Origin of the sequence: Amycolatopsis sp. QT-25 (assembly GCF_029369745.1) — a bacterium.
Taxonomy (GTDB): domain Bacteria; phylum Actinomycetota; class Actinomycetes; order Mycobacteriales; family Pseudonocardiaceae; genus Amycolatopsis.
The window spans coordinates 3468809-3491816 of record NZ_CP120210.1 but is presented as its reverse complement, the minus strand read 5'-3'; the positions used below and the strand labels follow the sequence as shown (position 1 = coordinate 3491816).

The following is a 23008-nucleotide window of genomic DNA, read 5'->3' as shown; positions in this document are numbered from 1 at the left end:
AATGTATTATGGTAGACTGGCAAGCATGGTGAGAGCGGGACTGACCACGGAACGCGTGGTCCGGGCGGGCGCGGAGATGGCCGACGAGATCGGCTTCGAGCAGGTGACTCCCACAGCGCTCGCGAAGCGATGCGGCGTCAAGACGGCGAGTCTGTATTCGCACGTCAGGAACGCCCACGAGCTGAAGACCGAGATCGCCCTGCTGGCCTTGACCGAACTCGCCGACCGCGCCGCCACCGCGGTGGCGGGCCTGGCGGGCAAGGACGCGTTGCTCGCCCTGGCGAACGTCCACCGCGACTACGCCCTCGAACATCCCGGCAGGTTCACCGCCGCCAGGTTCCGGCTCGCCCCGGAGAAGGCCGTCACCAGTGCCGGCGTCCGGCACGCCGAGCTGATGCGGGCGATGCTCCGTGGTTACGACCTGGCCGAACCGCAGCAGACGCACGCCGTCCGCCTGCTGGGCAGCGTCTTCAGCGGTTACGTCGGCTTGGAGGCCGCCGGAGGCTTCAGCCACAGCTCCCCCGGCTCGCAGGAGAGCTGGACCGAGATCCTCGACGCGCTCGACCTCCTGCTGCGCGCCTGGCCCCGAACGAAATGACCGGAGACATGCGCACGACCCCGATCACCGCCGCCCTCGTCCGCGGCGCACTGGACCTCGAGTACACCGAACGCGGTGTCCTCCCCCACCGGCTGCCCGCACGCGCCAGGCGGCAGATCCCCGACGATCAGCTGGCCACGGCGGAATCGCAACCGTCCGGCGTGCGGCTGGTCCTCCGCACCGCGGCCACGATCGTCGAACTGGACGTCATCGCCACCAAACGGGTCCTCGCCGGCGTGCCACCCCGGCCCGACGGCGTGTTCGAGCTGCTCGCCGACGGCAGGCTCGCGGGACGAGCGAGCGTGACCGAAGGCGACACGATCAGCGTCGACATGGCCACCGGCGCCAGAACGCACCGGCTCGGACCCGTGCGCACCGTGCGCTTCACCGGCCTGCCCGCCGACGAGAAGAACGTCGAAATCTGGTTGCCGCACAACGAAACGACCCGGCTGGTCGCCCTGCGCACCGACGCGGCCGTCCACAGCGCACCGTCGAGCGGCCGCAAGACCTGGCTGCACCACGGCAGTTCCATCAGCCAAGGCTCCAACGCGGCGACCCCGACCGGGATCTGGCCCGCCACGGCCGCGGCTCTCGCCAACGTCGAACTGGTCAATCTGGGCTTCGGTGGCAGTGCGCTGCTCGATCCGTTCACCGCCCGCGCGCTGCGGGACACGGCCGCGGACCTGATCAGCGTCAAGATCGGCATCAACGTCGTCAACGCCGACCTGATGCGGCTGCGCGCGTTCGGCCCGGCGGTGCACGGTTTCCTGGACACCATCCGGGAAGGGCATCCCACCACGCCGGTGCTGGTCGTCTCACCGATCCATTGCCCCATCCACGAGCACACCCCGGGGCCCGGCCAGTTCGACCCCGACGGCCTGCGGGAAGGAAAAGTGCGGTTCAGGGCCACCGGTGATCCCGCGGAAACCGCCGCGGGGAAATTGACCCTCACCGTGATCCGCAGGGAACTCGCCCGGATCGTCGAGGAGCGGAGCACGACCGAGCCGAATCTGCGCTACGTCGACGGCCAGGCACTGTACGGCGAGGCCGACCATGCCGAGCTTCCGCTGCCCGATCGCTTGCATCCGGACGCGGCCACGCACCGGCTCATCGGGGAGCGCTTCGCGAAGTACCTGCGACGTGTCCTCGACTGATGCCGGGAGGCACCCCGAAGGTGTGAGGGTCCGGTTTTCTCGGCTGAGCTGAGGCATGGCGCGGTCTTGCCGGGATCTTCCGGCGCTGTTCAGCACGGAGAGCGAGCAGCGTCACTCCGTCGACCAGGCTCGGGTCACCCGATCCGGTAAGACCCGGCCCGAAAGCTCGGCACACTCCCGTCCCCGGGTATCCGACAGCGAACGAAGGAGGAAGAGATGCCCGACAACGAGCTTCCGGGGTTCCTGATCATCGGTTTGATCTTCATCGTCGCGGACGGCCAGATCCTTTACCGGGGCGCTCGGCGCTATCTGCGGCCACGAGAGGGCGGCGAGGGGACCGGATCGGCGGCGTGGATGGTGGTCACCGTCTTCCACCTGGTCGCCATCGGCGTGCTGGCCCTGCTTTCGGTCGTGGGACCAGGGTGGTCCGGTTCGCTGGCCGCGCTGGTGGGCAGGTTGGGCGTCTTCCTGTTGCTGATGGCCGTGGCGCACGTACTCACCCTGTCCGTGCTCGCCCGCCAGCGACAGGACGACGTCGTCGAGGCCCACTTCCACGAGCGCGAGGCCGACCGCTTCCAGTCTCCGAACAGGCTCGACGCCGATCGCACGACCAGGCAGACGCCGAAGGACGCGGTCTGGCAGCCGACCGTCACGCCGGTGCCCGGACAAGAGGGCCAGCATCCGCACGTGAGTCCGGACATCGGCGACCATGGGCCGTACCGGACCTGAGAACTCCGGGATCCATCGCCGTTCCGGGCCGACGAGCACCCGCCCTCTCCCCTGCTCCCGAGGCGACCGCGTTTACTGTGCGCGTATACGTCGGTAGCCCGCTTTCGCGGTACCTATCTTTCTTCCTGTCCAACGAAAGTCGGTACCCGCCCGCCGGGGACGCGCTCACCATGATCGGCACCGGATCACCGGTGCCGGGCAGGCTCGACCGTGCCCGGCTACCCACCGCGTCCAGTGCGGCCACCCCTCGCGCTGGATCCTCCCTCGCGAAAGTGAGCAACCGGTATGCGCACAAACCCCCTGGCTCGTACCGCCACCACACTGGTGGCCGCAGCCGCGGTCATCGGCTTTCTCGCCCCGTCCACGGCCACTGCCACCACCATCGCGGGTTACTCCCCCACGGTGCAGCACGAAGCCGTGACGTCTCTCGCCTCGGAAGCCGGGATCAGCAAGGCCGCCGCCGTCGAGTTCCTCCGGACGCAGACGGCCAGTGTCGAAACGCTGCGGAAGGTCACCGCGTCGCTCGGTGCCCGTGCCGCCGACGGCTACCTCGACGACGCCGCCAAGCCGGTGGTGAACGTGCTGGACCAGGCCGCCGCGGACCAGGTGACCGCGACGGGGGCCCGGGCCCGCGTGGTCAAGCACTCCAGCGCGGCGCTGGCGGGGGCACAGAACGCCTTGCAGGCGCTCCCCGCCGTCGCGCACACGTCGATCGGCCTCGACCCGAAGAGCAACCAGGTCGTGCTGACCATCTCCGACGCGGCGAAGGGCACCGAGGCTCTCGTGAAGGCCGCCGAAGCGCTCGGTGACCGGGTGCGGGTGGAGCGGACCACCGGCGAGATGCACACCGCGATCTACAACGGCGAGGCCATCACCGGCGGCGGCACCCGCTGCTCGGTCGGGTTCAACACCAACCGCGGCGGCCAGAACTACATCCTCGACGCCGGGCACTGCACCCGCGCGGTGTCGCAGTGGAACGTCGGACCGTCGCAGGGCGCCAGCTTCCCGACCAACGACTACGGCCTGATCCGCAACACCACCGGCAGCGCGCCCGGGGCCGTCACCCTGTGGAACGGCTCCACCCAGCGGATCGCCTCCGCCGGTACCGCCACCGTCGGGCAGCGGATCAGCAAGAGCGGCAGCACCACCCGGCTCACGTCCGGTTCGGTGCAGCGGCTGAACGTCACGGTGAACTACGCAGAAGGCGCGGTGCACCAGCTGATCCAGACCAACGCGCTGGCCAACCCCGGTGACTCCGGCGGCTGCCTCTTCTCCGGCAGCGTCGGGCTCGGCATCACCTCCGGCAAGGGCAGCGGCACCTCGTACTACCAGCCCATCGGGGAAGCACTGAGCGCCTACAGCGTCACGCTCAACCCGTAAGCACGTCCGAAGGCCGGGCCCTGGTCACCGTGACCGGGGCTCGGCCCGTGCGTGGAAACAGTCGATGATGTGGTCACGAAAACGCTGGGCGGCAACGGAAAGATAGGTGGTTTCGCGCCACGCGACGCTGAGCACCCGGCGACAGTCCGGATCGTCGACGTCGAGCCAGACCACCGTCGGGCTGGTGCCCGCCCGCAGTCCCAGTGAGGGCACCAGCGCGATGCCGAGTCCGGCGTCGACGAGCTGGAAGAGCACCGCGGCTTCGTCGCCCTCGCACACGACGTGCAGCTCAAGACCGGCCTTCGCGAAAAGACGGTCGACGAGCGCACGCTGCCAGTAACCGGGCCGCGTGGTGAGGAACGGCTCCCCCTCGAGATCCGCGAGCCCGACGTGACCGCGTCCGGCGAGCCGGTGACCGGACGGCACGCAGAGCATCACCTTCTCGTCGAGCAGCACGCGACTGTGGATGTCGGTGCCGGACAACGGTTGCGACGTGACGCACAGGTCGGCGTCACCGGAGAGCAGCTTCTCCGCCATCCCCTCCCCCGACGACTGGGACAGCCGCACGTCCACCAGCGGATGACCGGGGACGAAGGTACGCAGCGGTTCGGTGAGCACGAGCAGACTCTCGGCCGCGACGGTGACCGCCCCGCGGTCCAGTCCGGCGGCGTCGTCGAGTTCCTGCCGGGCGTCGTCGAGTTCGCCGAGTGCCCGATCGACGCGGCGGAGGAACGCGGTGCCGAACCGGTTGAGCCGGATCCGGCGGCCGTGGCGGTCGAACAGCGGCACCCCCAGGTCGTTTTCCAGTCTGGCCAGGGTCCGGCTGAGCGAGGGTTGCGCGACACGCAGCTTCTCGGCGGCGCGGCCGACGTGTTCGAGCCGGGCGACGGTCTGGAAGTATCGGAGCGCTAGAAGATCCACTGCTGATACCTCGCCTGTTATGAGCAGATGACCGATCTTGTCTTGGACAGCATAAGGCGACGGCTCTTACGTTCGACCACGTGAGTGAAACCCTGACCGGCCCGAACCGGAGGGCGAACGGCACGCTGGTGCTGAACCGGGTGCTGGTGACCGCCCACGCCGTCGCGATCATCGGCCAGCCCGTGTTCGCCGGTGGCTATCTCGGCGGCGACTACGACATGCTCTGGCTGCATCGCTGGGGCGCCGACGCGGTGTCCTACCTGGCGTACGCGCAGCTCCTGGCCGCGCTGGTCCTGTGGCTGGCGCGCGGACCACGCTGGCTGTTCTGGATCAGCCTGCTGCTCGCGGCGGGCGAGTCCGCGCAGTACCTCGCCGGAATGGCGGGCGCGCTCGATCTGCACGTCCCGCTCGGCGTCGCCCTGGTCACCGGAACGATGCTGACCACCATCGCCGTCTGGCGGCCGCAGCCCTCGCGGGCGGGCCGATGAGCCGCCGTCTCCCCCGCCGGACCTTCCTCGGGCTCGCCGGTGGGGCCGGCGTCCTCGTCGCCGCGGGGATCACCGCTCCCCGCCTGCTCGCGCAGGGCACGCCGGGAACGGGCGAGCTGCTGCGCAGCGCACTCCCGCTGCCGGAGCCGTTCCGGGTACCGCTGCCGATCCCGCCGGTCCTGCGTCCACAAAGGACCGCCGACGCCGACCACTACACGATCACCCAGCGGGCCGCGACGGCCGAGATCCTGCCCGGTGTCCGGACGCCGATCTGGGGCTACGACGGCATCTTCCCGGGTCCGACGATCGAATCACGGCGGGACCGGACGGTGGTGGCGCACCATCGCAACGAACTTCCCGTCCCGACCGTGGTCCACCTGCACGGCGGGCACACGCCCGCCGAGTCCGACGGCTATCCGACCGACCTCGTCCTGCCGCGCTCCGGCTGGCTCACCGGGCACACCGGACACGGCATGGCCGACTCGCGCGCCAAGATCACGACCGGCGAACGCGACTACGTCTTCCCACTGCGGCAACGCGCCGCGACCCTGTGGTACCACGACCACCGCATGGACTTCACCGGTCCGGCCGTGTACCGGGGCCTGGCCGGTTTCCATCTGGTCCGCGACGACGAGGAAGACTCGCTGGGGCTCCCGGCCGGGGACCGTGAACTGCCGCTGATGATCGCCGACCGCTCTTTCGACGAGCACGGCGCCTTCGCGTATCCCTCTCTCGACCGGTCCCTGCGGACCACGCCGGGTGTGGAAAGCGCTTATGTGGAGGGCGTTTTCGGTGACGTCATCCTGGTCAACGGCGCACCGTGGCCGACACACGAGGTGGCGGCCGTCAACTACCGCCTGCGTGTCCTCAACGGCTCCAACGCCCGGCGCTACGACCTGGCGCTGGATCCGCCACCACCCGGCGGAGGTGGCTTCGTCCAGATCGGTGGCGACCAGGGCCTCCTCGACGCGCCGCGCGAACACGACCACCTTCCCCTCGCGCCGGCGGAACGGTACGACCTCGTCGTCGACTTCGGCCGGTATCCGGTCGGCACCGAGGTCACCCTGGTGAACCGGCTCGGCACCGGCTCGACCGCCCGGGTCATGCGGTTCGTCGTCGCGCGCCGCGCACCGGACGACAGCCGGATCCCGGCGAAGCTCGGCGAGATTCCGCCGCTCACTCGCGAACAGGCCACGACCACGCGCGAGTTCTCGTTCCGTGCCGGCACCGTCCACGGTCGCGCGGGCTGGGTGATCGGCGGGGAACCGTTCTCGCCGGACCTGATGTCGGCGAGCCCCCGCCTCGGGGACGTGGAGATCTGGCGATTCGTGGCCGACATCCACCATCCCGTGCATCTGCACCTGGTGGGTTTCCGGATCCTCTCGCGGGGCGGGCGACCGCCAGGGCCGTTCGACGGCGGTGTCAAGGACACCGTGGACCTCGGCCCCGGCGAGTCGGTCGAGGTCATCGCCCGCTTCGACGGCTACCGCGGCCGCTACGTCTTCCATTGCCACAACGCCGAACACGAGGACATGGCGATGATGGCGAACTTCGAGGTGGTCTGAGCGATGCCGGGAAGGCTCAGCCCAGGCCGCGAGCGCGGTCGCCCTTCGGCTCTCTGGCACCTGAAACGCCACTCACGATCAACCGGACGGCAGCGAGATCGGCGGGCGGCGATCGGAGTGCGCGCAGGCGGCACACCGCCCTCCTCGCCGTGAGCGGTACGTCACTCGATAGCCGCTTGGACTTTTCATCCAAGGCTTATACAGTCAGTCTCGTGACCGCCGAGCATCCGTATCCGCCCGCCTTCCGCAGTGGCGACCTGGTCTCCGTGTCCGGACGGCTGGGCGTGACCGGGACCGGGGCACTGGTATCCGGCGGCTTCGACGCCGAATGCCCGCAGGCCTTCGCCAACCTCGACGCCGCGCTGCGTTCGGCGGGCGCGACGCGGGCCGACGTGGTGAGGGTCGTCGTGTACCTGACCGACATCGCCGACCGCGACGGCCTCAACCGTGTCTACGAAGAATTCTTCGCCGAACCCCGGCCCGCCCGGACCTGTGTCGGCGCCGCGTCCCTGCCCTATGGCGGCGCCGTCGAGGTCGAGGCTCTCGCCCGAGTACGCGATGTCTGAGCAGGACACGATCCTCGACGCGCTCGCCCCGGTCGCCGACGGCATCGCGGCGACGCTCGGCTCGTTCTGCGAGGTCGTGGTGCACGACTTCCGCCGTCCGGAGAAATCCGTGGTCGCGATCGCCGGCTCGGTCACCGACCGCCGGGTGGGCGGATCGATGAGCGAGATCGGCATGGGCCTGCTCGCCCGCGGCGACGACGCCGAAGACCAGCTGAACTACGTCACGCGGACGGCGTCCGGGAAGCTGGTGAAGTCTTCGACCATGCTGCTGCGCGACAGCGGCGGTTCGGTGTTCGGCGCGCTGTGCGTGAACCTCGACGTCACCGCGCTGGGCCGGCTCAAGACCCTGGTCGGTGAGCTCGCCGATGTCGGTGCCGCCACCGAAACACCGACCACCACCTTCGGCGACGACGTCGACGCGGTGGTGGACGCGATCGTCGACGAACACCAGCTCCGGCTGAACAAACCCTGGGCCGCGCTCAGCCGTGAAGAACGGCTCGACCTGTTCCGCGGTCTTCACGCGCGGGGCGTCTTCGCCATGCGGCGGGCCGTGCCCCGGGTCGCCGCCCGCATCGGGATCTCCCGCGCCTCCGCTTACAACTATCTCGCCGAAATCCGCGAGCAAGGAGCATCATGACCGCCCCTGTGACCATCGACGACATCCGTGACGCCGCCACCCGGCTGGCCGGTGTCGCGCACCGGACCCCGATCGTGCGGTCCCGGACCCTCGACGACCTCGTCGGCGCCGAGGTCTTCGTCAAGTGCGAGAACCTTCAGCGCGTCGGTGCCTTCAAGTTCCGTGGCGCGTACAACGCCGCCTCGCGGCTCTCGCCGGAGCAGCTGGCCAAGGGCATCGCGGCCTATTCCTCGGGCAACCACGCCCAGGCTGTCGCGCTCGCCGCGCGGGAACTCGGGAGCAGCGCGGTCATCCTGATCCCGGAGGACGCCCCGCAGTCCAAAAAGGACGCCACCGCGGGCTACGGCGCCGAGATCGTCACCTACGACCGGTACACCGGCGACCGCGTCGCGATCGGTGAAGCGCTGGCCGCCGAACGCGGCCTCGCGCTCATCCCGCCGTACGAACACCCGCACGTGATCGCCGGACAGGGCACGGCGGCGCTGGAACTGCTGGAGGACGCCGAATTTCTCGACACCCTCGTCGTCCCGGTCGGCGGTGGCGGCCTGATCGCGGGCAGCTCGACCGCCGCGAAGGCCGTGCGGCCCGGCATCCGGGTCGTCGGCGTCGAACCCGCCGCGGGCGACGACACCAAACGCTCGCTGGAGGCCGGAGAACGCGTGTCGATCCCGGTGCCGCGGACCATCGCCGACGGCCAGGCCGCCGAGATCCCCGGCGCATTGACCTTCTCGATCAACCGGAACCTCGTCGACGACATCGCGCTGGTCACCGACGACCAGATCCGCGAGGCCATGCGGTTCGCGTTCGAACGGCTGAAGCTCGTCATCGAGCCGAGCGGGGCCACCGGTCTCGCGGCGCTGCTCAGCGGGCGGATCCCCGGTCCCGGGCGGGTCGGCGTGATCATCAGCGGCGGGAACGTCAGCCCGGAACGCTTCGCCGAACTGATCGCGGCCGGGTAACCACCCGCAATTCGTCACCTGATTGCGGTAATATTCAAGGGCTCCGAAAGTTCGTGAAGGCCTCCTTCACGGCGAACGACAAGCTTCCACAGCCGCGCCATTCCGGCGAATTGGGTTCCGGTGCGCGTGGCGTGGAGGTGCCTGGGCGCCCACCGCAGGGACTGCGACACCCCTGGTTCAGCCGGTGCCGGCGAAGCTGTATTCCCGCGCCGGGTCGTTGCGCGCTTCCAGCGTCTCCTCGCGCAGAGCAGCCAGCGGCAGGAAGTCGCCGGTGCGGCGTTTCGCGTCCTTCCAGTGCGGCGCGGGACGGGTTTCGCTGATCTTCACGCACTCGTCGTATCCGGATTCCCGAACGGGATGGGGGTCGTCGCCCAGCGTCGGCGGCCGGCACGTCCGTCGGAACACCACACCCAGTCCGGCCTCGACGCGACTCACGCGTCGTCCATCGATTTCTCAAGCAGGCCACGTGGCCGAAAGCGGAGCGCGCGTGCACGGTCGCCGTTCTGGTCTCGGCGACCATGCACAACGGCTCGTCCATGATCACGCCGAGGGTCCTTCCTGCAACCCGTAGTCGCGCAGTGCGACTCGTCATTCATTAATGTTGAGCTTAGGTTCGGCCGTGGAGAAGACCCGAACGCGGCCCCAGTCGCCAGTGATTTCGTAATAGCCATCCTGGTAACGGAAGCTGTCGATGTTGCCGAGGTCTTCCTCGCCGGTGGCGTCGTGGAAGGTCTGGGTTGACCGCGTGACCCAGTCGGTCTTCGTTGCACCGGAGACGGTGAGCACGGCGTCCACGTAGCAGTGCTGCTCGCCGGACCGCGGCTCGTGGTAGCGCGGATGCGAGGGAGTGAGAACAAGGTCCAGCTCGAAGGCCAGGGAGACGGAAGTTTCGTCGATCGCGAGGACGTAGCTGTCTTCGAGGAAGACGTGCGCGAGATCGGCGAAGTCGGTGTAGTTCTTCATGCGCTCATTGGTCCCAGGTGATCGGTGTGTGGTTACCGGGGCTCTTCCTGCTCACCGGATTGCCGTGTGGGTCGGTGCGGACCCCGTCCTCGTTGCGCAGCTCGACGTGGGGGTTCTCGCTGCCCGGAGTCCGGCCACTGCCCTCCTTGATGGTCATTCGGACCACGCCGTTGTCATCGACATACTTCGCCGGTCCGGTCGGGGTTTGCTGCTTCTGCCACCCCTGCGCATCGGCATAGCGTGTCAGATCGGACGCCTTCGGCGGCGCACCGTTCGGGTCGAAGTATTCGGACAGCTTCGCCTTGACCGGAGGCGCCCCACCTGCGTCCGGTTTCTCCCCGGCGCGGGCATTCTTGAGGAATTTGGCCGCTGCCCCGCCAAGGAGCAGGCCACCGACGATCTGACCGCTTGCCCTGCCGGGGTGATCGGCCCAGTCGTTCCAGCCGATGAGTTGCTTGCCGAACTCCACCGGGTGCGTGACGTCGTGCCATGCCGCCGAGGCGATATCAGTGATCCCGTCATGATCGGGGTTACCTGGGTCCCCGATGGGGTAAACGAGATTCCATATCCCCTCTGCGGAACTTGAGAAGGCATTCCAGGCGCCTTCGCCGAAGTCGGCGACGAAACCGCCGACGTCGTCGAGCCAGTCCGAGGCCGTTGGCGCACCGCCGGCCTCGTCGGAGATGATCGCGGCAGCGCGATCTCCGGCTTCGGTGAGTTGCTGGCGCGCGCGGCCGAGGATGTCGCGCGCCGCTTGCCGGGTTGCTTCGCCAGGGTCGGAGAACGGTGCGACGGCGACGCGTGTCGGGTCGCCATTCGCCGCACGTTGCCGGTTCTGAGCGTCCGCGTTGGCGACGTTGCGGTCATGGTGAGCCTTCGCGCGGGCAGTCGCTGTCTGCCCCTGGTCCTACACGCGGACAGCGTCGCTGGCCTGCCCCTGTGCCCACCGCAGGGTCTGGGCATAGGCGGACAGCCCTTCGGCCACCGCCTCGAACGAATCGGACGCAGCGAGCCATTTAGGCGGCTCATAGCTGAATTTGTCATGGAACTTCGTTGCGGCTGGACCGGTCCATGAGCCGGTATCGATCCGGCGGAGGCTGTCACCGACTTGACCGGTTGCCTGGCGTCGGCCATGCAGTACGCGGGCGTTCTCTTCGATCGCTTCCGGATCGCCCGGCACCAGGGTACGCGGATCCGATGTCTCACCAAGCTCGGCCATCAGTCCTCGACCACCGCCTCGCCGGGGTCCAGGCGCAGTTTTCTGCCGCGGCCGCATCGGTGCCGCGGTAGGCCTTGGCGACGTGCTCCAGGAACTCGCCGACGACCTCGGCGTCCTCGGTCAGCGTGCCGAGTCCTTGACTCCATCGCGCGCAGTAGTCCGCGAGAGCGCTGTGCACGCCGGAGTGCCCATAGAGAGCGGCGTCGCCACACAGACCTCGCAGTGCGAAGGATTGCTGGTCATGGACGCTTTGGGCGATTCCCTTCGCAGCGCCCTCCAGCACCTCTATGTCAACATGGAACCCTGGTCCGTCCCAGCTCACCGCACGCGCTCTCGCCGTTCAAGGTGCGAGACGGCGTCCAAGCCGCCGGTTTTGCCGGAGTGGTGCTCATGTCGGCGGCGGACCGCTGCGAGAACCTTGGGTGGCACCATTCGATTCAGAATGGGCATCCGGTGGTCGTCGTCCGGGTCCAGCATCACCCCGATGCCGACCGGCAACTGTTCGAGAAGATCAGCACCGGTGGTCGCGTACAGGTCGCAGTCTCCGTAGTGCGCGGCGAGCCGTTGCGGTGTGGAGAACACGAACGTCCACGTCCCGCGTCCTTCGACCTCGACTACCTCGACACCTGGCCGAGCAGGCCGACGACCACACACCGTGGCCCGGGCGAAGACCAGCTCGAACTCCTCGGTGTTCGTCTCCCAGATCGGACCGCCTGGGCACACGCCGCCACGACAGCCTCGTGGCCTCCGATATCCCCCTCGACCATGCACACAAGCGTACAGCGAACAGCAAGCAAACAGTCACCGATCGTGACCCCCTTGGGAGGCCTTCACGGACACGCGATCGGGTAGATATCGAAGACACCTCGGGCCGAACCCAAATCGCCGCTCACGACCCGGTCAAAGGCCGAGTCCACCTGCCAGTACCGGCCAGGAGTTGCGCAGCGCACGCTGCCAGTACGGCCAGCTGTGCGTGCCGTCGCCGTAGTAGTCGACGGTCACCGGGATCCCCTTGGCCTTCAACCGGTCCGTGAAGCTCACCGAGGAGGCCAGCGCCTGAGGTTCGAAGATGTCGGACCGCCCCGGCGGATCGAGCGGGCCGGTTTTCCCGTTCCCGCAGGAGATGTAGAGCGCCGTGCCGCGCAGGTCGCCGACGTGGTCGAACGGGTTGTTCGCCGTCCAGAGCGGCCGCATGCCCCAGCTGTCCCCCCAGAGTTCGAGGTAGTTGAAGATCCCCGCACGGGCGAGGATTCCTTGGATGAACAGCGGGGCTCCCTGGCTGAGCGTGTTCGGCACGCCGCTGTAGGACGCCGCCGCGGCGAACATCCCCTGGTGCTTGTACGAATACGCGAGCGCGCCGTATCCGCCGATCGACAGCCCGGCGATCACCCGGCGGGTGCCCGCCCGGTAGCCGCGTTCGACGATCTGCCGCACTTCCAGGGTGTGGAAGGTGTCCCAGTCCGGCGTGCTCTTGAGCCCGAAGTTCCACCACTTCGTGTACATCCCCGCGGGCCCGCCGGTCGGCATGACCACGAGGGCGTCCTTGTCCGCGGTGAACGCCTTGACGTCGGTGAACTGGTCCCAGGAGCGGTAGTCCACCGGTTCACAGCAGCCGTGCAGCAGGTACAGCGCCGGCCAGGTCCGCGTGGGTTGCGCGGCCCAGCCGGCGGGCACGAGCAGGCGGACCATCCCGGTGGTACCGAGCGAGGGGGAACTGATCTTGAGGTCGACGGTGCGCGCGTCCAGCCACGTCTCCTCGACGACCTTCGCGCCGTTGTCGGCGGTGACCGGTGTGGGTGCCGCGCTCGCCGGGACCGAGCTCCCGAGCAGGGCGGCCAAGCACAGCGCCAGCGCACCCCACCGCCACGTTCGCTTCATCGTTTCTCCTCGCTCACAAGGGGATGTTCCCGTGCTTCTTGGCCGGGAGGGTCTGCCGTTTGGTCCGCAGCGCGTGCAGCGCCCGCGCCACCTGCAGGCGGGTCTGCGACGGCGCGATGACCTGGTCGACGTAGCCGCGTTCCGCTGCCACGTAGGGATTCGAATGCCGTTCGCGGTACGCCTCGGTGAGCCGCCGCTGTTCGGCGGAGCGCTGTTCCGGCGGCAGCGCGGCCAGTTCGTGCCGGTGCAGCACCCGCACCGCGCCCTCGGCGCCCATCACCGCGATCTCCGCGGTGGGCCAGGCCAGGTTGACGTCCGCGCCGAGGTGCTTCGACCCCATGACCGCGTAGCCGCCGCCGTAGGCCTTGCGGATCACCACGGTCACCTTCGGCACGGTCGCTTCGGCGTAGGCATAGATCAGTTTGGCGCCACGGCGGATGATCCCGTGCCGTTCCTGCGCCTCGCCGGGCAGGTAGCCGGGGACGTCGGCGAGGGTGAGGATCGGGATGGTGAAGGCGTCACAGAACCGCACGAACCGTGCGGCCTTCTCCGAGGCGTCGATGTCGATCACGCCGGCCTGATGCCGCGGCTGGTTGGCCACGACACCGACGGTGCGGCCCCGCACCCGGCCGAACGCGCAGATCATGTTCGGCGCGAAGCCGCTGTGCACCTCCAGGAAGTCGCCGTCGTCGACGAGCCGGACGATCACCTCGGTCATGTCGTAGACCTGGTTCAGCGAATCGGGCACCAGCCGGTCGAGTTCGAGGTCGGCGGCGGTGAGTCCGGGATCGGTTTCGTCGGCGTACTGCGGGACGGCGTCGAGGTTGTTGGACGGCAGGTAGCCGAGCAACGTTCGCACCCAGTCGATCGCGTCCTCTTCGCCGGCCGCCCGGTGGTGGGCGTTGCCCGAGACCTCGCTGTTCACCGCGGCACCGCCGAGCTGCTGGGCGGTGACCCGCTCGCCGCTGACGGCGTGCACGACGTCCGGCCCGGTGACGAACATGTGCGCGGTCTCGTCGACCATCACGGTGAAGTCGGTGATCGCCGGCGAGTAGACCGCCCCACCGGCGCAGGGCCCCATGATCAGCGAGAGCTGCGGGATCACGCCGGAGGCCAGCGCGTTGCGCCTGCCGAGCTCGGCGTAGTAGGCCAGCGAGACGACGCCTTCCTGGATCCGGGCGCCGCCGGAGTCGTTGATCCCGACGACGGGGCAGCCCAGCGTCATCGCCAGGTCCATCACCTTGAGGACCTTCTCGCCGAACACTTCGCCCATGCTGCCGCCGAAGACCGTGAAGTCCTGGGAGAACACGCAGATCTGCCTGCCGTCGACGGTGCCGTGCCCGGTCACCACACCGTCGCCGTACGGCCGGTTGGCGTCCATCCCGAACTCGGCGCACCGGTGCCGGGCGAACTGGTCGAGTTCGACGAAGGAACCCGGGTCCAGCAACAGCTCGACACGCTCCCGCGCGGTCAGCTTGCCCTTGGCGTGCTGCCGGTCGACGGCCCGCTTCTCGGCGATCCGGACGGCTTCGTCCTGACGGGCGGCGAGATCGGCGATCCGGAACGCCGTCGTCGGCGCGAACGGGATATCGGTCATGGTCTCGCCGCCCTCGGCGCCGAGAGCCGGGCGGACAGCTCGGCGGCGACCACTTCGACGTGTGGCGGGTCGATCATCGACAGGTGATCACCCGGCACCCGCACCACTTCCAGATCCGGGCAGAACACGTCCCAGCCGAGGGCGTCGTCGGTCCGCAGGTATCGCGGATCGAGGGCGGTGGTCAGCGGATGCGGCTCCTGCGCACGCACCAGGAGCACCGGCCCCGCATAGGGTCCCGGCTGGTAGCGTTCCGCGACCCGGGCGTCCACATAGGATTCGTACTGGTGCCGCAGCACGCCCTGTCCCATCTCCGGGACCTGGGCGGCCAGCCTGCTGATCACGAGCCGGATCTGTTCGTCGTCACCGAGCCGGACGAGGTCCTCGCGCGGGATGTCCAGCGGGACACCGTAGGTCCGTTCGACGTGCTCGGCGAACCGGTCGAACCGGTCCAGCAGGATCTCGTCCGCCGGCCTCCCCGGCGCGGGCAAGGGAAGGATGCTGTCGATCAGGAACACGAGATCGACCCGCTCCCCCACCGCGGTCAGCCTGCGGGCGGTCTCGTAGGCGAGGCAGCCGCCGAACGACCACCCGCCCAGCCGATACGGGCCCTGCGGCTGGATCTCCCGGATCAGCTCGAGATAGCACTCGGCCTTGTCTTCGACGGTGTCCTCTTCGTCGATCCGTTCGAGCCCGTAGACGGGCCTGCCCTCCGGCAACAGGCGGACGAGCCCCTCGTAGACGCTCGTCGGACCGCCCGCCGGATGGAACAGGAACACCGGATCCACGCCGCCTTCGCGCAGCGGCCGGACGGGACAGTCCCCGCGGCCCTCGATCCGGTCACGCAGCAGATCGGCCATCGCGGCGATCGTCGGCGTGGCGAAGAGCCGGTCGGCGTCGGGGATCGCGCCGAGCTGCCCGGCGAACACCGCACGCAGCCGGCTCGCCGCCTCGTGGTCGCCGCCCGCGGCGAAGAAGTCGTCGTGGACGCCGGGTTCCGCACCGTCGAGTTCCGTCTGCCAGTGCCGGGCGATCCAGCGTTCGGCCGGATCGCGCGGTCCGACGGTCACGTCCGGCCGGGCGGGCCGCGAGACTCCCTCGCCGAACCCGGCCTGTTCCGCGAGGTGGTCGGCGAGCTCGCCGAGGCTGGCACCGCGCAACAGCAACGGAATGGGCAGCGGCAGGCCGAAATCGCGGTCGACGACACCCCTGGCGCGCATGGCGGTGAGGGAGTCCAGGCCGAGCCGGGTGAGCGGGACGTGCCGGTCGATCTCGTCCGCGGCGAGGCCGAGCATCCCGGCGACGAGGCCGGCGAGATAGTCGGCCAGCATCTCGCGGGCCGCTTCCGGCAGGACCGCCCGCAGCGCGTCCAATCCGTCCCAGGTGGACGGAGCGGTATCCGATTCTTCCTTCGGCACCAGGATCTCGAAGAACGGCCTTGCGGCCAGACGCGGGAACAGCGCCAGCACGGTCCCGGCGTCGACGCGGGCGATGCCGGTCGATCCGCGGTCACGGCTCAGCACGGCGTCCATCGCCGCCAGCGCCTCGTCCGTGCCGAGCGGTTCGAGTACCGGGTTCCGGGTCCCGACCGCCGCTCCCGCCTCGCCCCAGGCTCCCCAGCCGATGGTCGCCGCCGGTGATCCGCCGGCCCGGCGCCACTCGACGAGGGCGTCCACCCAGGCGTTCGCGGTCGCGTAGGCGGCCTGCCCCGGCGAGCCGAACAACGCGGCCGCCGAGGAGTACGTCAGCCACCAGTCGAGTTCGTGTCCGGTCGTGGCCTCGTGCAATCGCCACGCTCCCAGCGCCTTCCCGCGCCAGACGGCCTCGACGGCATCCTCGTCGACGGCGATGGCGGCACCGTCGGCCAGCACACCGGCCGCGTGCAGTACGCCACGCAACGGCATACCGCCTTCGGTGGCGGCGGCGACCAGCGCTTCGGCCGTCCCCGGCTCGGCGATGTCACCCGTCACCACGCGGACGTCCACGCCCACTTCACGCAGGTCCGCCAAGACGGCGGGGCTCGCGCCACGGCGCCCGGAAAGGACCAGCCTGGTCGCGCCGCGCCCGGCCAGCCACTCCGCCGCGACGAGTCCGAGGCCGCCGAGACCACCGGTGATCACGTAGGCGCCGTCGCGCACCACGGTTTCGCGGCCGGCTTCCCCGAGTTCCGGACGGGCCAGCAGCCGCGTGTACCGGACGCCCTCCCGCCAGGCGATCTCGTCGTCCGGCGCGTCCGCGCGGAGCTCCGCCGCCAGCCCGGCGACCCACGACCGCGCCGGGTCCGGCCCGGCGTCGAAGTCGACCTGGCTCGCTCGCAGCTCGGGGTGTTCGAAAGCGAGCACACGGACCAGCCCTCGCAGCCACCCCTGCCCCGGATCACCGCGTTCGCCGGGCTCGACGGCCGAGGCACCGGCGCTGATCAGCCACAACCGTGGTGCGGACGCCGCGTCGGCCAGCTCGGCGACGACGCCGGAGAGCATGGCGACACCCCGCGCGGCTCGCATCGGGTCGGACACGGCCGCGGTGGGGACCCACGCGAGGACTCCGGTCACGTCGCGGGAACGCAGAATCTCCGCGAGCGCGGCCCGATCCCCGAGCGGAACCGTCACCAGTTCGTCCCCGGCGAGTCGTTCGCGCAACGCCGGCCCCCACGGCGAACCGTCCTCCAGGACCACCCAGCTGCGCGGCCCCGGTTTCGCCGCCGGGGGCCCGGCCTGCCGCCAGACCGTCTCGAACAGCAGGTCCGCCATCGGCACCGGCAGTGCCGAACGCTGGAACCGGCGGCAGTAGACGTCGCGGAACTCGACCAGGACGACGTCGTCGGCGTCGACCAGCTGGACGCCGCCGACCAGGCCGTCACCGGCCGGATCGAGCGAGTCCAGCACGGCGTCGACCCGGACACCGCGCCGGGGATCACCGGCGAGGACGATCTCGCCCAAGGTCAGCGGCAGGAAGACGCCGTCGGCCTCGCGCAGCGCGTCCCCGGCGGCCGCGGCCAGCGCGTGCAGGCAGGCGTCGGCGATCACCGGGTGCAGGACGTACGCGGGATGGTCGGTGGGCAGCGTGATTCTCGCCGAAGCGCGGCCCTGCGCCGCCAGAACCTCCCGGAGCCCGCGGAAAGCGGGGCCGTAGCTCTGTCCGGCCGCGGCCAGCACCGGGTAGAGGTCGACCGGCCGGGCGTCGTCACCGACCGCGCCGAACGGCACGACCGCGGTGTTCCCGTCGCCGACGCGGGCGGCGGCGTGCCGGACCCAGCCCCCGTCCGCGGACCGCGCGTAGATGTCCACTTCGGACAGTCCGGATCCCGTGCGCAGACTGGTCGTCACCTCGGTGTGCGCGGCGAGCGGGAGCACGCGGTGCAGTTCGAGACCGCTGATGCGTAGTCGCCCGCCCGGCCGCAGCGTGGTCTTCGCCGCCGCGAGCGCCAGTTCCAGGAAACCGGCGGCGGGGAACAGCGGGACACCCATCGCCGCGTGGTCGGCCAGCCACGGCTGTGCCGTCGTCCCGACGTCCGCGCGCCACAGGTGCCCGTCGCCGGTCGGCTGTTCGATGTGCACGCCCAGCAACGGGTGCTCGCCATCGGATCGGGGCCGGGGGGCGGGGCGCCGCGGCCAGAACCGTTCATGCCGCCAGCGCGGTCCGGGCAGCTCGACCGGGAGCGGGCGGGGGCCACCGCGGTCGAGCACCCCGGGCAGCCCGAGGGTGTGGAGCCGGGCGAGCGTGGTCAGGAACGCCGTCCGTTCGTCGATCCTGCGGCTCGCCGACGGCAGCGCGAGCGCGCCGGTGCTCTGTTCGATCGCGGCCAGCGCCATCGGATGCGGCGAGATCTCGACGAACACGCCGTACCCGTCCGCGGTCGCCGCTGCCAGCGCCTGGCTGAACCGCACCGGACGGCGCAGATTCGCCGCCCAGTATTCGACGTCGAACACCGGTGACCACTGTGGATTCTCGAGAACGCTGCTGTAACAGGGAATCACCGCCGGTCGCGGGGAGAGCCCGTCGAGCTCGGCGCGGAACCGGCCGAGGACGGCGTCGACGGCCTCCGAATGGCCGGCACCTCCGACCGGCAGCCGCTTCGCCAGCCTGCCGAGACTCTCCACGTGCGACACCAGCGCCTCGACCTGCCCGGCGCCGCCACTGACGGTGCACTGGACCGGCGAGGCGTACACCGCCACGGTGACGCCGGGGAACTCCGCTTCCAGCTCGGCGAGCTCGGCCGGGGACAGTTCGACCACCGCCATCGCACCGTCGCCGGACGCGTCGACCTCGGCGAGCAACCGGGCGCGCGTGGTCATCACCCGCAGGCCCTCGGCGACGTCCAGTGCCCCCGCGACGACGGCGGCCGCGACCTCGCCCATCGAATGGCCGACGACCGCGGCCGGGACGACGCCATGCGCACGCCAGAGCCCGGCGAGGGCGAGGTGCATACCGAACAACGCGAGCTGCGTCGCGGCGAGGTCCGGCAGGTCCCGCTCCCCGGAGAGGACCGCGCGCAGGGAGAATCCCGCTTCGGCGAGGAACACCGGATCGAGCGCCTCCACCTCGGCGCGGAACGCGGATTCGGTGCGCAGCAGAAGACGGCCCATCCCGGGCCACTGGGAACCGTAACCGGAGAAGACGAACACGACGTCGGACGCGGGACCGGCCTCGCCGACGACGACGTCCCCGCCGTCGCGGCCGGCGGCCAGTTCCCGCAGTGCGGCGGCCGCCCGGCCGCGTTCCCCGGCCACCACCGCGCCGCGGACCGGCAGATGGTCCCGGCCCCTGGCCAGCGTCGCGGCGACCGCGTCCAGCGACACCGCGCGATGGGCGGGGTCTTCGAGCCAATCGGCCAGATCGGCGGCACGCGCCCGGAGCACTTCGGGCGACCGGGCCGACAGCGCCACCACCCGAGGGTCTTCGGTGTGCGTCCCGCGAGCGGGGAACGACGCGGCGGGCCACTCTTCGAGGACGACGTGGGCGTTGGTGCCCCCGAAGCCGAACGCGGAGACCCCGGCCCGCACGACTTCGGCGTACCGCGGCCAGTCCGTTCCGGCACCGACCACCCGGAGGCCGAGACCGGCGAAATCGACATGCGGGCTGGGCGCGTGATGATGCGGGGTCGGCGGCAGCCGCCGGTGGACCATCGCGAGGACCACCTTGATCAGCCCCGCCATCCCCGCCGCGCCCTCGAGATGGCCCAGATTCCCCTTCACCGAGCCGATCAGGAGCGGCCGTCCGGGTTCGCGGCCCGCTCCGAGCACCTCGCCGAGCGCGACGGCCTCGATCGGGTCCCCCACCGCGGTCCCGGTCCCGTGCGCCTCCACGTAGTCCACGGAGGACGGTTCGACGCCGGCCGCCGCGTACGCGTCACGCAACAGGTCGGCCTGCGCGCCGGGGCTGGGCGCGACGAGACCGTTGGACCGGCCGTCGGAATTGACCGCACTGCCGCGGATCACGGCGAGGACCCGGTCGCCCGCGCGGCGGGCGGCCTTCAGCGGCCTGAGCACGACCACGCCGCAGCCCTCACCGCGGGCGATGCCGTCCGCGTCGGCGTCGAACGGCTTGCAGTGTCCATCCGGGGCCAGCACCCCGGCACGCTCGAAGGACGCGGTGACGGCGGGCGAGAGCAGCACATTCACCCCGGCGGCGAGCGCGGTCCCACACTCGCCGCGGCGCAGGCTCTGCACCGCCTGATGCACCGCCACCAGCGAGGACGAGCAGGCGGTGTCGAGGGTGAGACTGGGCCCGCGCAGGTCGAACAGGTACGAAAGCCGGTTGGCGGCGATGCTCGTCGCGGCCCCGGTGGCGGACCAGACGTCGACGGTCGCGGGGTCGGCCATCGTCAGGTGGCCGTACTCGCCCGCCGACAACCCGACGAACACCCCGGTCCGGGTGCCCCGCAAGGTGGACGGCGGGATCCCGGCGTGTTCCAGCGCCGCCCAGGCGACTTCGAGCAGCATCCGCTGCTGGGGATCCATGGTTTCGGCCTCACCCGGGGTGATGCCGAAGAACGCGGCGTCGAAACCGGCGATGTCGTCGAGAAAACCGCCACGCGCGGCGGTGTCCCGGCGATCTTCCGGGACCTCGCGGATGCCGTCACGGCCGTCGTCCAGGAGCCGCCAGTATCGCTCCGGGGAGTCCGCCCCGCCCGGCAGGCGGCAGCCGACACCGACGATCGCGATCGGCTCCTCCTCGCGGACTTCACCGCTCTCGATCGGGGAGCTTTCCACTGTGGACAGACGGGCGGCGAGAGCGGCGATCGTCGGGTACTGCCACACCAGGGTCGGCGGCAGCGGACGGCCGAGGTGGCGGCCCAGCTCCCCCGCCAGTTCCATCGACTCCCGGGAGGAAAGGCCGCTCTCGTGCAACGGGCGGTCCGGGTCGACCTGGCCGGCGGGCAGCCCGGTCCGTTCCGCGACCCGCGCGACGAGCCAGGCGCGGATCTCCGCGGTCACCCGAGCCGCCGCGCGGTCAGCGAACCGTCCAGAAAGGACTTCCGGCAGAGGGCTCGGCTGATCTTGCCGCTGGAGGTGCGCGGGACTTCACCGGGGGCCAGGAAGACGACGTCGTGGGGTCGCAGACCATGCGCGGCCGAGACCGCCCTCCGGATCTCCGCGGTCACCACGGCGATGTCGACGTCCGCGCCCTTGACTCGTTCCACCACCACGACCGCTGCTTCACCGTCTTCGTGCTCGATCGCGAACGCCGCGGCGGAATGCGGCCGGACCGCGGGATGCGTCTCCACGGTCTGTTCGATGTCCTGCGGATAGTGGTTACGGCCGTCGACGATGACGAGGTCTTTGAGCCTTCCTGTCATGAACAGTTCGCCGTCGTAACGCACACCGAGGTCCCCGGTCGCGAGCCAGCCCGCACCGGACTCCGGATCGATCGGCGGCAGGCCGAAGACATCGTCGGACGCGGCGGGCCTTCCCCAGTAGCCCACGCCGACGTTCGGGCCGTTGACCTGGATCTCCCCCACCCGTCCCGGCTCGACGAGCGCCCCGGTGACCGGGTCGGCGATGCGGACTCGTTGTCCCACCGGACACCCGCAGGAGACGAGCGTGGTGGACACCGCGCCGGGGAGGGCGGGCGCCGCCAGCCCGGCGGCGAGCCGCTCGCGGTCGAAAGCGACCTGTCGCGGGGCCTTGCCCGCTTCGGTGACGGAGACGAACACGGTGGCTTCGGCCAGCCCGTAGGAGGAACGATGCACCTCGGGCCGCAGCCCGCACTCCGCGAAAGCGCCGTGGAACTTCGCGATGGTCGCGGGCAGGACCGGCTCGCTGCCGTTGATCAACGAGACGACCCGGCTCAGTTCGAGGTAGCTCTTTTCGTCCTCGGTCACCCGGGAAGCGCTGTAGGCGTAGGCGAAATTGGGCGCCGCGCTGATCGCGCCGGGGCTGGCGGAGAGGGCGCGCAACCAGCGTGACGGCCGTTCGAGGAAAGCGAGCGGATCCATCAGGACCGACGCCACGCCCGCCGCCATCGGCGCGCCGATCCCGAGGATCAGGCCCATGTCGTGGAAGAGCGGCAGCCAGCTGACGGTGGAGGTCGTCCCGGTTTCGATCGAGTAGGCGTCGCAGGCCTGGCGGGCGTTGGTGAGCGCGTTGCGATGGGTCAGCATCACCCCTGCCGGCGTCCGCGTGGAACCGGACGTGTACTGCAGGTACGCCAGTCCGTCTGGTTCCGGTCGCGGCCAGGAACGATCACCGGCCGCGACCGGAGTCGGGGTGTCGACGGCGAGCACGGCGGGGCGCTCGATGTCCGTCGAGGCGAGGAAAGCGGCGGCGGTGTCGAGCCCGTCGGCGGTCGTGAGCACGACCCGCGGCGCGCAGTCGGCCAGCACGGCGGCCAGCCTTCCCGCGTGCCCCGGCAGGTCCGGGGCGAACAGCGGGACCGCCACCAGCCCGGCACGGATCGCGCCGAGGAAGGCGACGACGTAGTCGACGGACTGCCGAGCCAGGATCGCCGCCCTGTCGCCGGGGGCGGTGAAGGAGGTCAGCCGGGTGGCGAGGACGTCGACCCGGTCGTCGAGTTCGCGCCAGGACAGGGTGACCGCCCGGCCGTCCGCTCCGGTGCGATGGTCGAGATAGGTCACGGCGACCTCGTCGCCGAGCCGCCACGCCCAGTACCTCAGCAGTGTCGCGAACGATTCCCCGCCGCGCGCGTCGTCCGGCTCGTAGGCGGCGACGACCGAATCCGAAATGGTTTCCATGGCCCCTCGGTTGACGACGTGAGCAGGAGCGGGTGAATTCGGAACGGCACCGTTGCCGAAAGCGGATTCCATTCCGGAGACCGTTCTTTGTCTGTCCGGAACTGTATGGATACCGCAGGAAGAGTGTCAATGAAAGGACGGTGAAACGCCGACGGTGATGCCG

General features: G+C 70.3%; 20 protein-coding genes. 9 read left to right on the top strand and 11 right to left on the bottom strand.

Features of this window, described 5'->3' with window-relative positions:
• Window positions 1-25 precede the first annotated feature (25 nt).
• The 4 genes from P3102_RS16170 (at window position 26) to P3102_RS16155 (ending at window position 3861) form a co-directional block, all read left to right on the top strand.
• Window positions 26-598 carry a TetR/AcrR family transcriptional regulator gene (locus tag P3102_RS16170; RefSeq protein ID WP_276370181.1) on the top strand — a complete coding sequence of 191 codons (573 nt, stop codon included), beginning with the start codon at window positions 26-28 and terminating at the stop codon, window positions 596-598.
• An 8-nt stretch (window positions 599-606) separates the two neighbouring features.
• A complete protein-coding gene (locus tag P3102_RS16165; RefSeq protein ID WP_276370179.1) occupies window positions 607-1752 on the top strand; it encodes a GDSL-type esterase/lipase family protein in 1146 nt (381 codons plus the stop codon).
• 216 nt (window positions 1753-1968) lie between these two features.
• The gene (locus P3102_RS16160; protein WP_276370178.1) at window positions 1969-2481 is read left to right on the top strand and encodes a hypothetical protein; all 513 of its coding nucleotides are present in this window, start codon (window positions 1969-1971) and stop codon (window positions 2479-2481) included.
• Between the two features lie 285 nt (window positions 2482-2766).
• Entirely contained in the window at window positions 2767-3861 is a 1095-nt protein-coding gene (locus tag P3102_RS16155; RefSeq protein ID WP_276370176.1) for a S1 family peptidase, read from the top strand.
• A gap of 24 nt (window positions 3862-3885) precedes the next feature.
• Here P3102_RS16155 and P3102_RS16150 read toward each other — a convergent pair whose 3' ends face one another.
• On the bottom strand, window positions 3886-4782 hold the full coding sequence (locus P3102_RS16150) for a LysR substrate-binding domain-containing protein (protein WP_276370175.1): 897 nt from the start codon (window positions 4780-4782) through the stop codon (window positions 3886-3888).
• Window positions 4783-4862: 80 nt separating this feature from the next.
• On the opposite strand from P3102_RS16150, the gene P3102_RS16145 reads away from it, so the two are divergent.
• The 5 genes from P3102_RS16145 to P3102_RS16125 all read left to right on the top strand — a co-directional run bounded on the left by P3102_RS16145 (window position 4863) and on the right by P3102_RS16125 (window position 8997).
• On the top strand, window positions 4863-5270 hold the full coding sequence (locus tag P3102_RS16145; protein ID WP_276370173.1) for a hypothetical protein: 408 nt from the start codon (window positions 4863-4865) through the stop codon (window positions 5268-5270).
• Entirely contained in the window at window positions 5267-6835 is a 1569-nt protein-coding gene (locus tag P3102_RS16140) for a multicopper oxidase family protein (protein WP_276370171.1), read from the top strand. The genes P3102_RS16145 and P3102_RS16140 overlap by 4 nt, the downstream gene beginning before the upstream one ends.
• Window positions 6836-7047: 212 nt before the next feature.
• Window positions 7048-7401, top strand: a complete 354-nt coding sequence (locus P3102_RS16135; protein ID WP_276370169.1) for a RidA family protein — start codon at window positions 7048-7050, stop codon at window positions 7399-7401.
• Window positions 7394-8038 (top strand): PAS domain-containing protein, encoded by a 645-nt coding sequence (locus P3102_RS16130; protein WP_276370168.1) that lies wholly within the window; start codon window positions 7394-7396, stop codon window positions 8036-8038. The genes P3102_RS16135 and P3102_RS16130 overlap by 8 nt, the downstream gene beginning before the upstream one ends.
• Window positions 8035-8997, top strand: coding sequence for a pyridoxal-phosphate dependent enzyme (locus tag P3102_RS16125; protein WP_276370166.1), 963 nt, complete (start codon window positions 8035-8037; stop codon window positions 8995-8997). The genes P3102_RS16130 and P3102_RS16125 overlap by 4 nt, the downstream gene beginning before the upstream one ends.
• Before the next feature lie 177 nt (window positions 8998-9174).
• Here P3102_RS16125 and P3102_RS16120 read toward each other — a convergent pair whose 3' ends face one another.
• From P3102_RS16120 to P3102_RS16075, 10 genes are all read right to left on the bottom strand, one after another.
• Complete coding sequence (locus P3102_RS16120; RefSeq protein ID WP_276370164.1) at window positions 9175-9432, bottom strand: hypothetical protein; 258 nt, start codon at window positions 9430-9432, stop codon at window positions 9175-9177.
• A gap of 153 nt (window positions 9433-9585) precedes the next feature.
• A complete protein-coding gene (locus P3102_RS16115; RefSeq protein ID WP_276370162.1) occupies window positions 9586-9960 on the bottom strand; it encodes a hypothetical protein in 375 nt (124 codons plus the stop codon).
• A gap of 4 nt (window positions 9961-9964) precedes the next feature.
• Complete coding sequence (locus P3102_RS16110) at window positions 9965-10429, bottom strand: hypothetical protein (RefSeq protein ID WP_276370160.1); 465 nt, start codon at window positions 10427-10429, stop codon at window positions 9965-9967.
• Window positions 10430-10867: 438 nt separating this feature from the next.
• A complete protein-coding gene (locus tag P3102_RS16105) occupies window positions 10868-11179 on the bottom strand; it encodes a putative T7SS-secreted protein (protein WP_276370158.1) in 312 nt (103 codons plus the stop codon).
• A complete protein-coding gene (locus P3102_RS16100) occupies window positions 11163-11357 on the bottom strand; it encodes a hypothetical protein (RefSeq protein WP_276370157.1) in 195 nt (64 codons plus the stop codon). The genes P3102_RS16105 and P3102_RS16100 overlap by 17 nt, the downstream gene beginning before the upstream one ends.
• 140 nt (window positions 11358-11497) lie before the next feature.
• A complete protein-coding gene (locus P3102_RS16095) occupies window positions 11498-11761 on the bottom strand; it encodes a hypothetical protein (RefSeq protein WP_276370155.1) in 264 nt (87 codons plus the stop codon).
• A gap of 318 nt (window positions 11762-12079) precedes the next feature.
• Window positions 12080-13057, bottom strand: coding sequence for an alpha/beta hydrolase family protein (locus P3102_RS16090; protein WP_276370153.1), 978 nt, complete (start codon window positions 13055-13057; stop codon window positions 12080-12082).
• 13 nt (window positions 13058-13070) lie between these two features.
• A complete protein-coding gene (locus P3102_RS16085) occupies window positions 13071-14654 on the bottom strand; it encodes an acyl-CoA carboxylase subunit beta (RefSeq protein WP_276370152.1) in 1584 nt (527 codons plus the stop codon).
• Complete coding sequence (locus P3102_RS16080; protein ID WP_276370150.1) at window positions 14651-21088, bottom strand: type I polyketide synthase; 6438 nt, start codon at window positions 21086-21088, stop codon at window positions 14651-14653. The genes P3102_RS16085 and P3102_RS16080 overlap by 4 nt, the downstream gene beginning before the upstream one ends.
• Window positions 21085-22845 (bottom strand): fatty acyl-AMP ligase, encoded by a 1761-nt coding sequence (locus P3102_RS16075; RefSeq protein WP_276370148.1) that lies wholly within the window; start codon window positions 22843-22845, stop codon window positions 21085-21087. The genes P3102_RS16080 and P3102_RS16075 overlap by 4 nt, the downstream gene beginning before the upstream one ends.
• Between the last annotated feature and the right edge of the window lie 163 nt (window positions 22846-23008).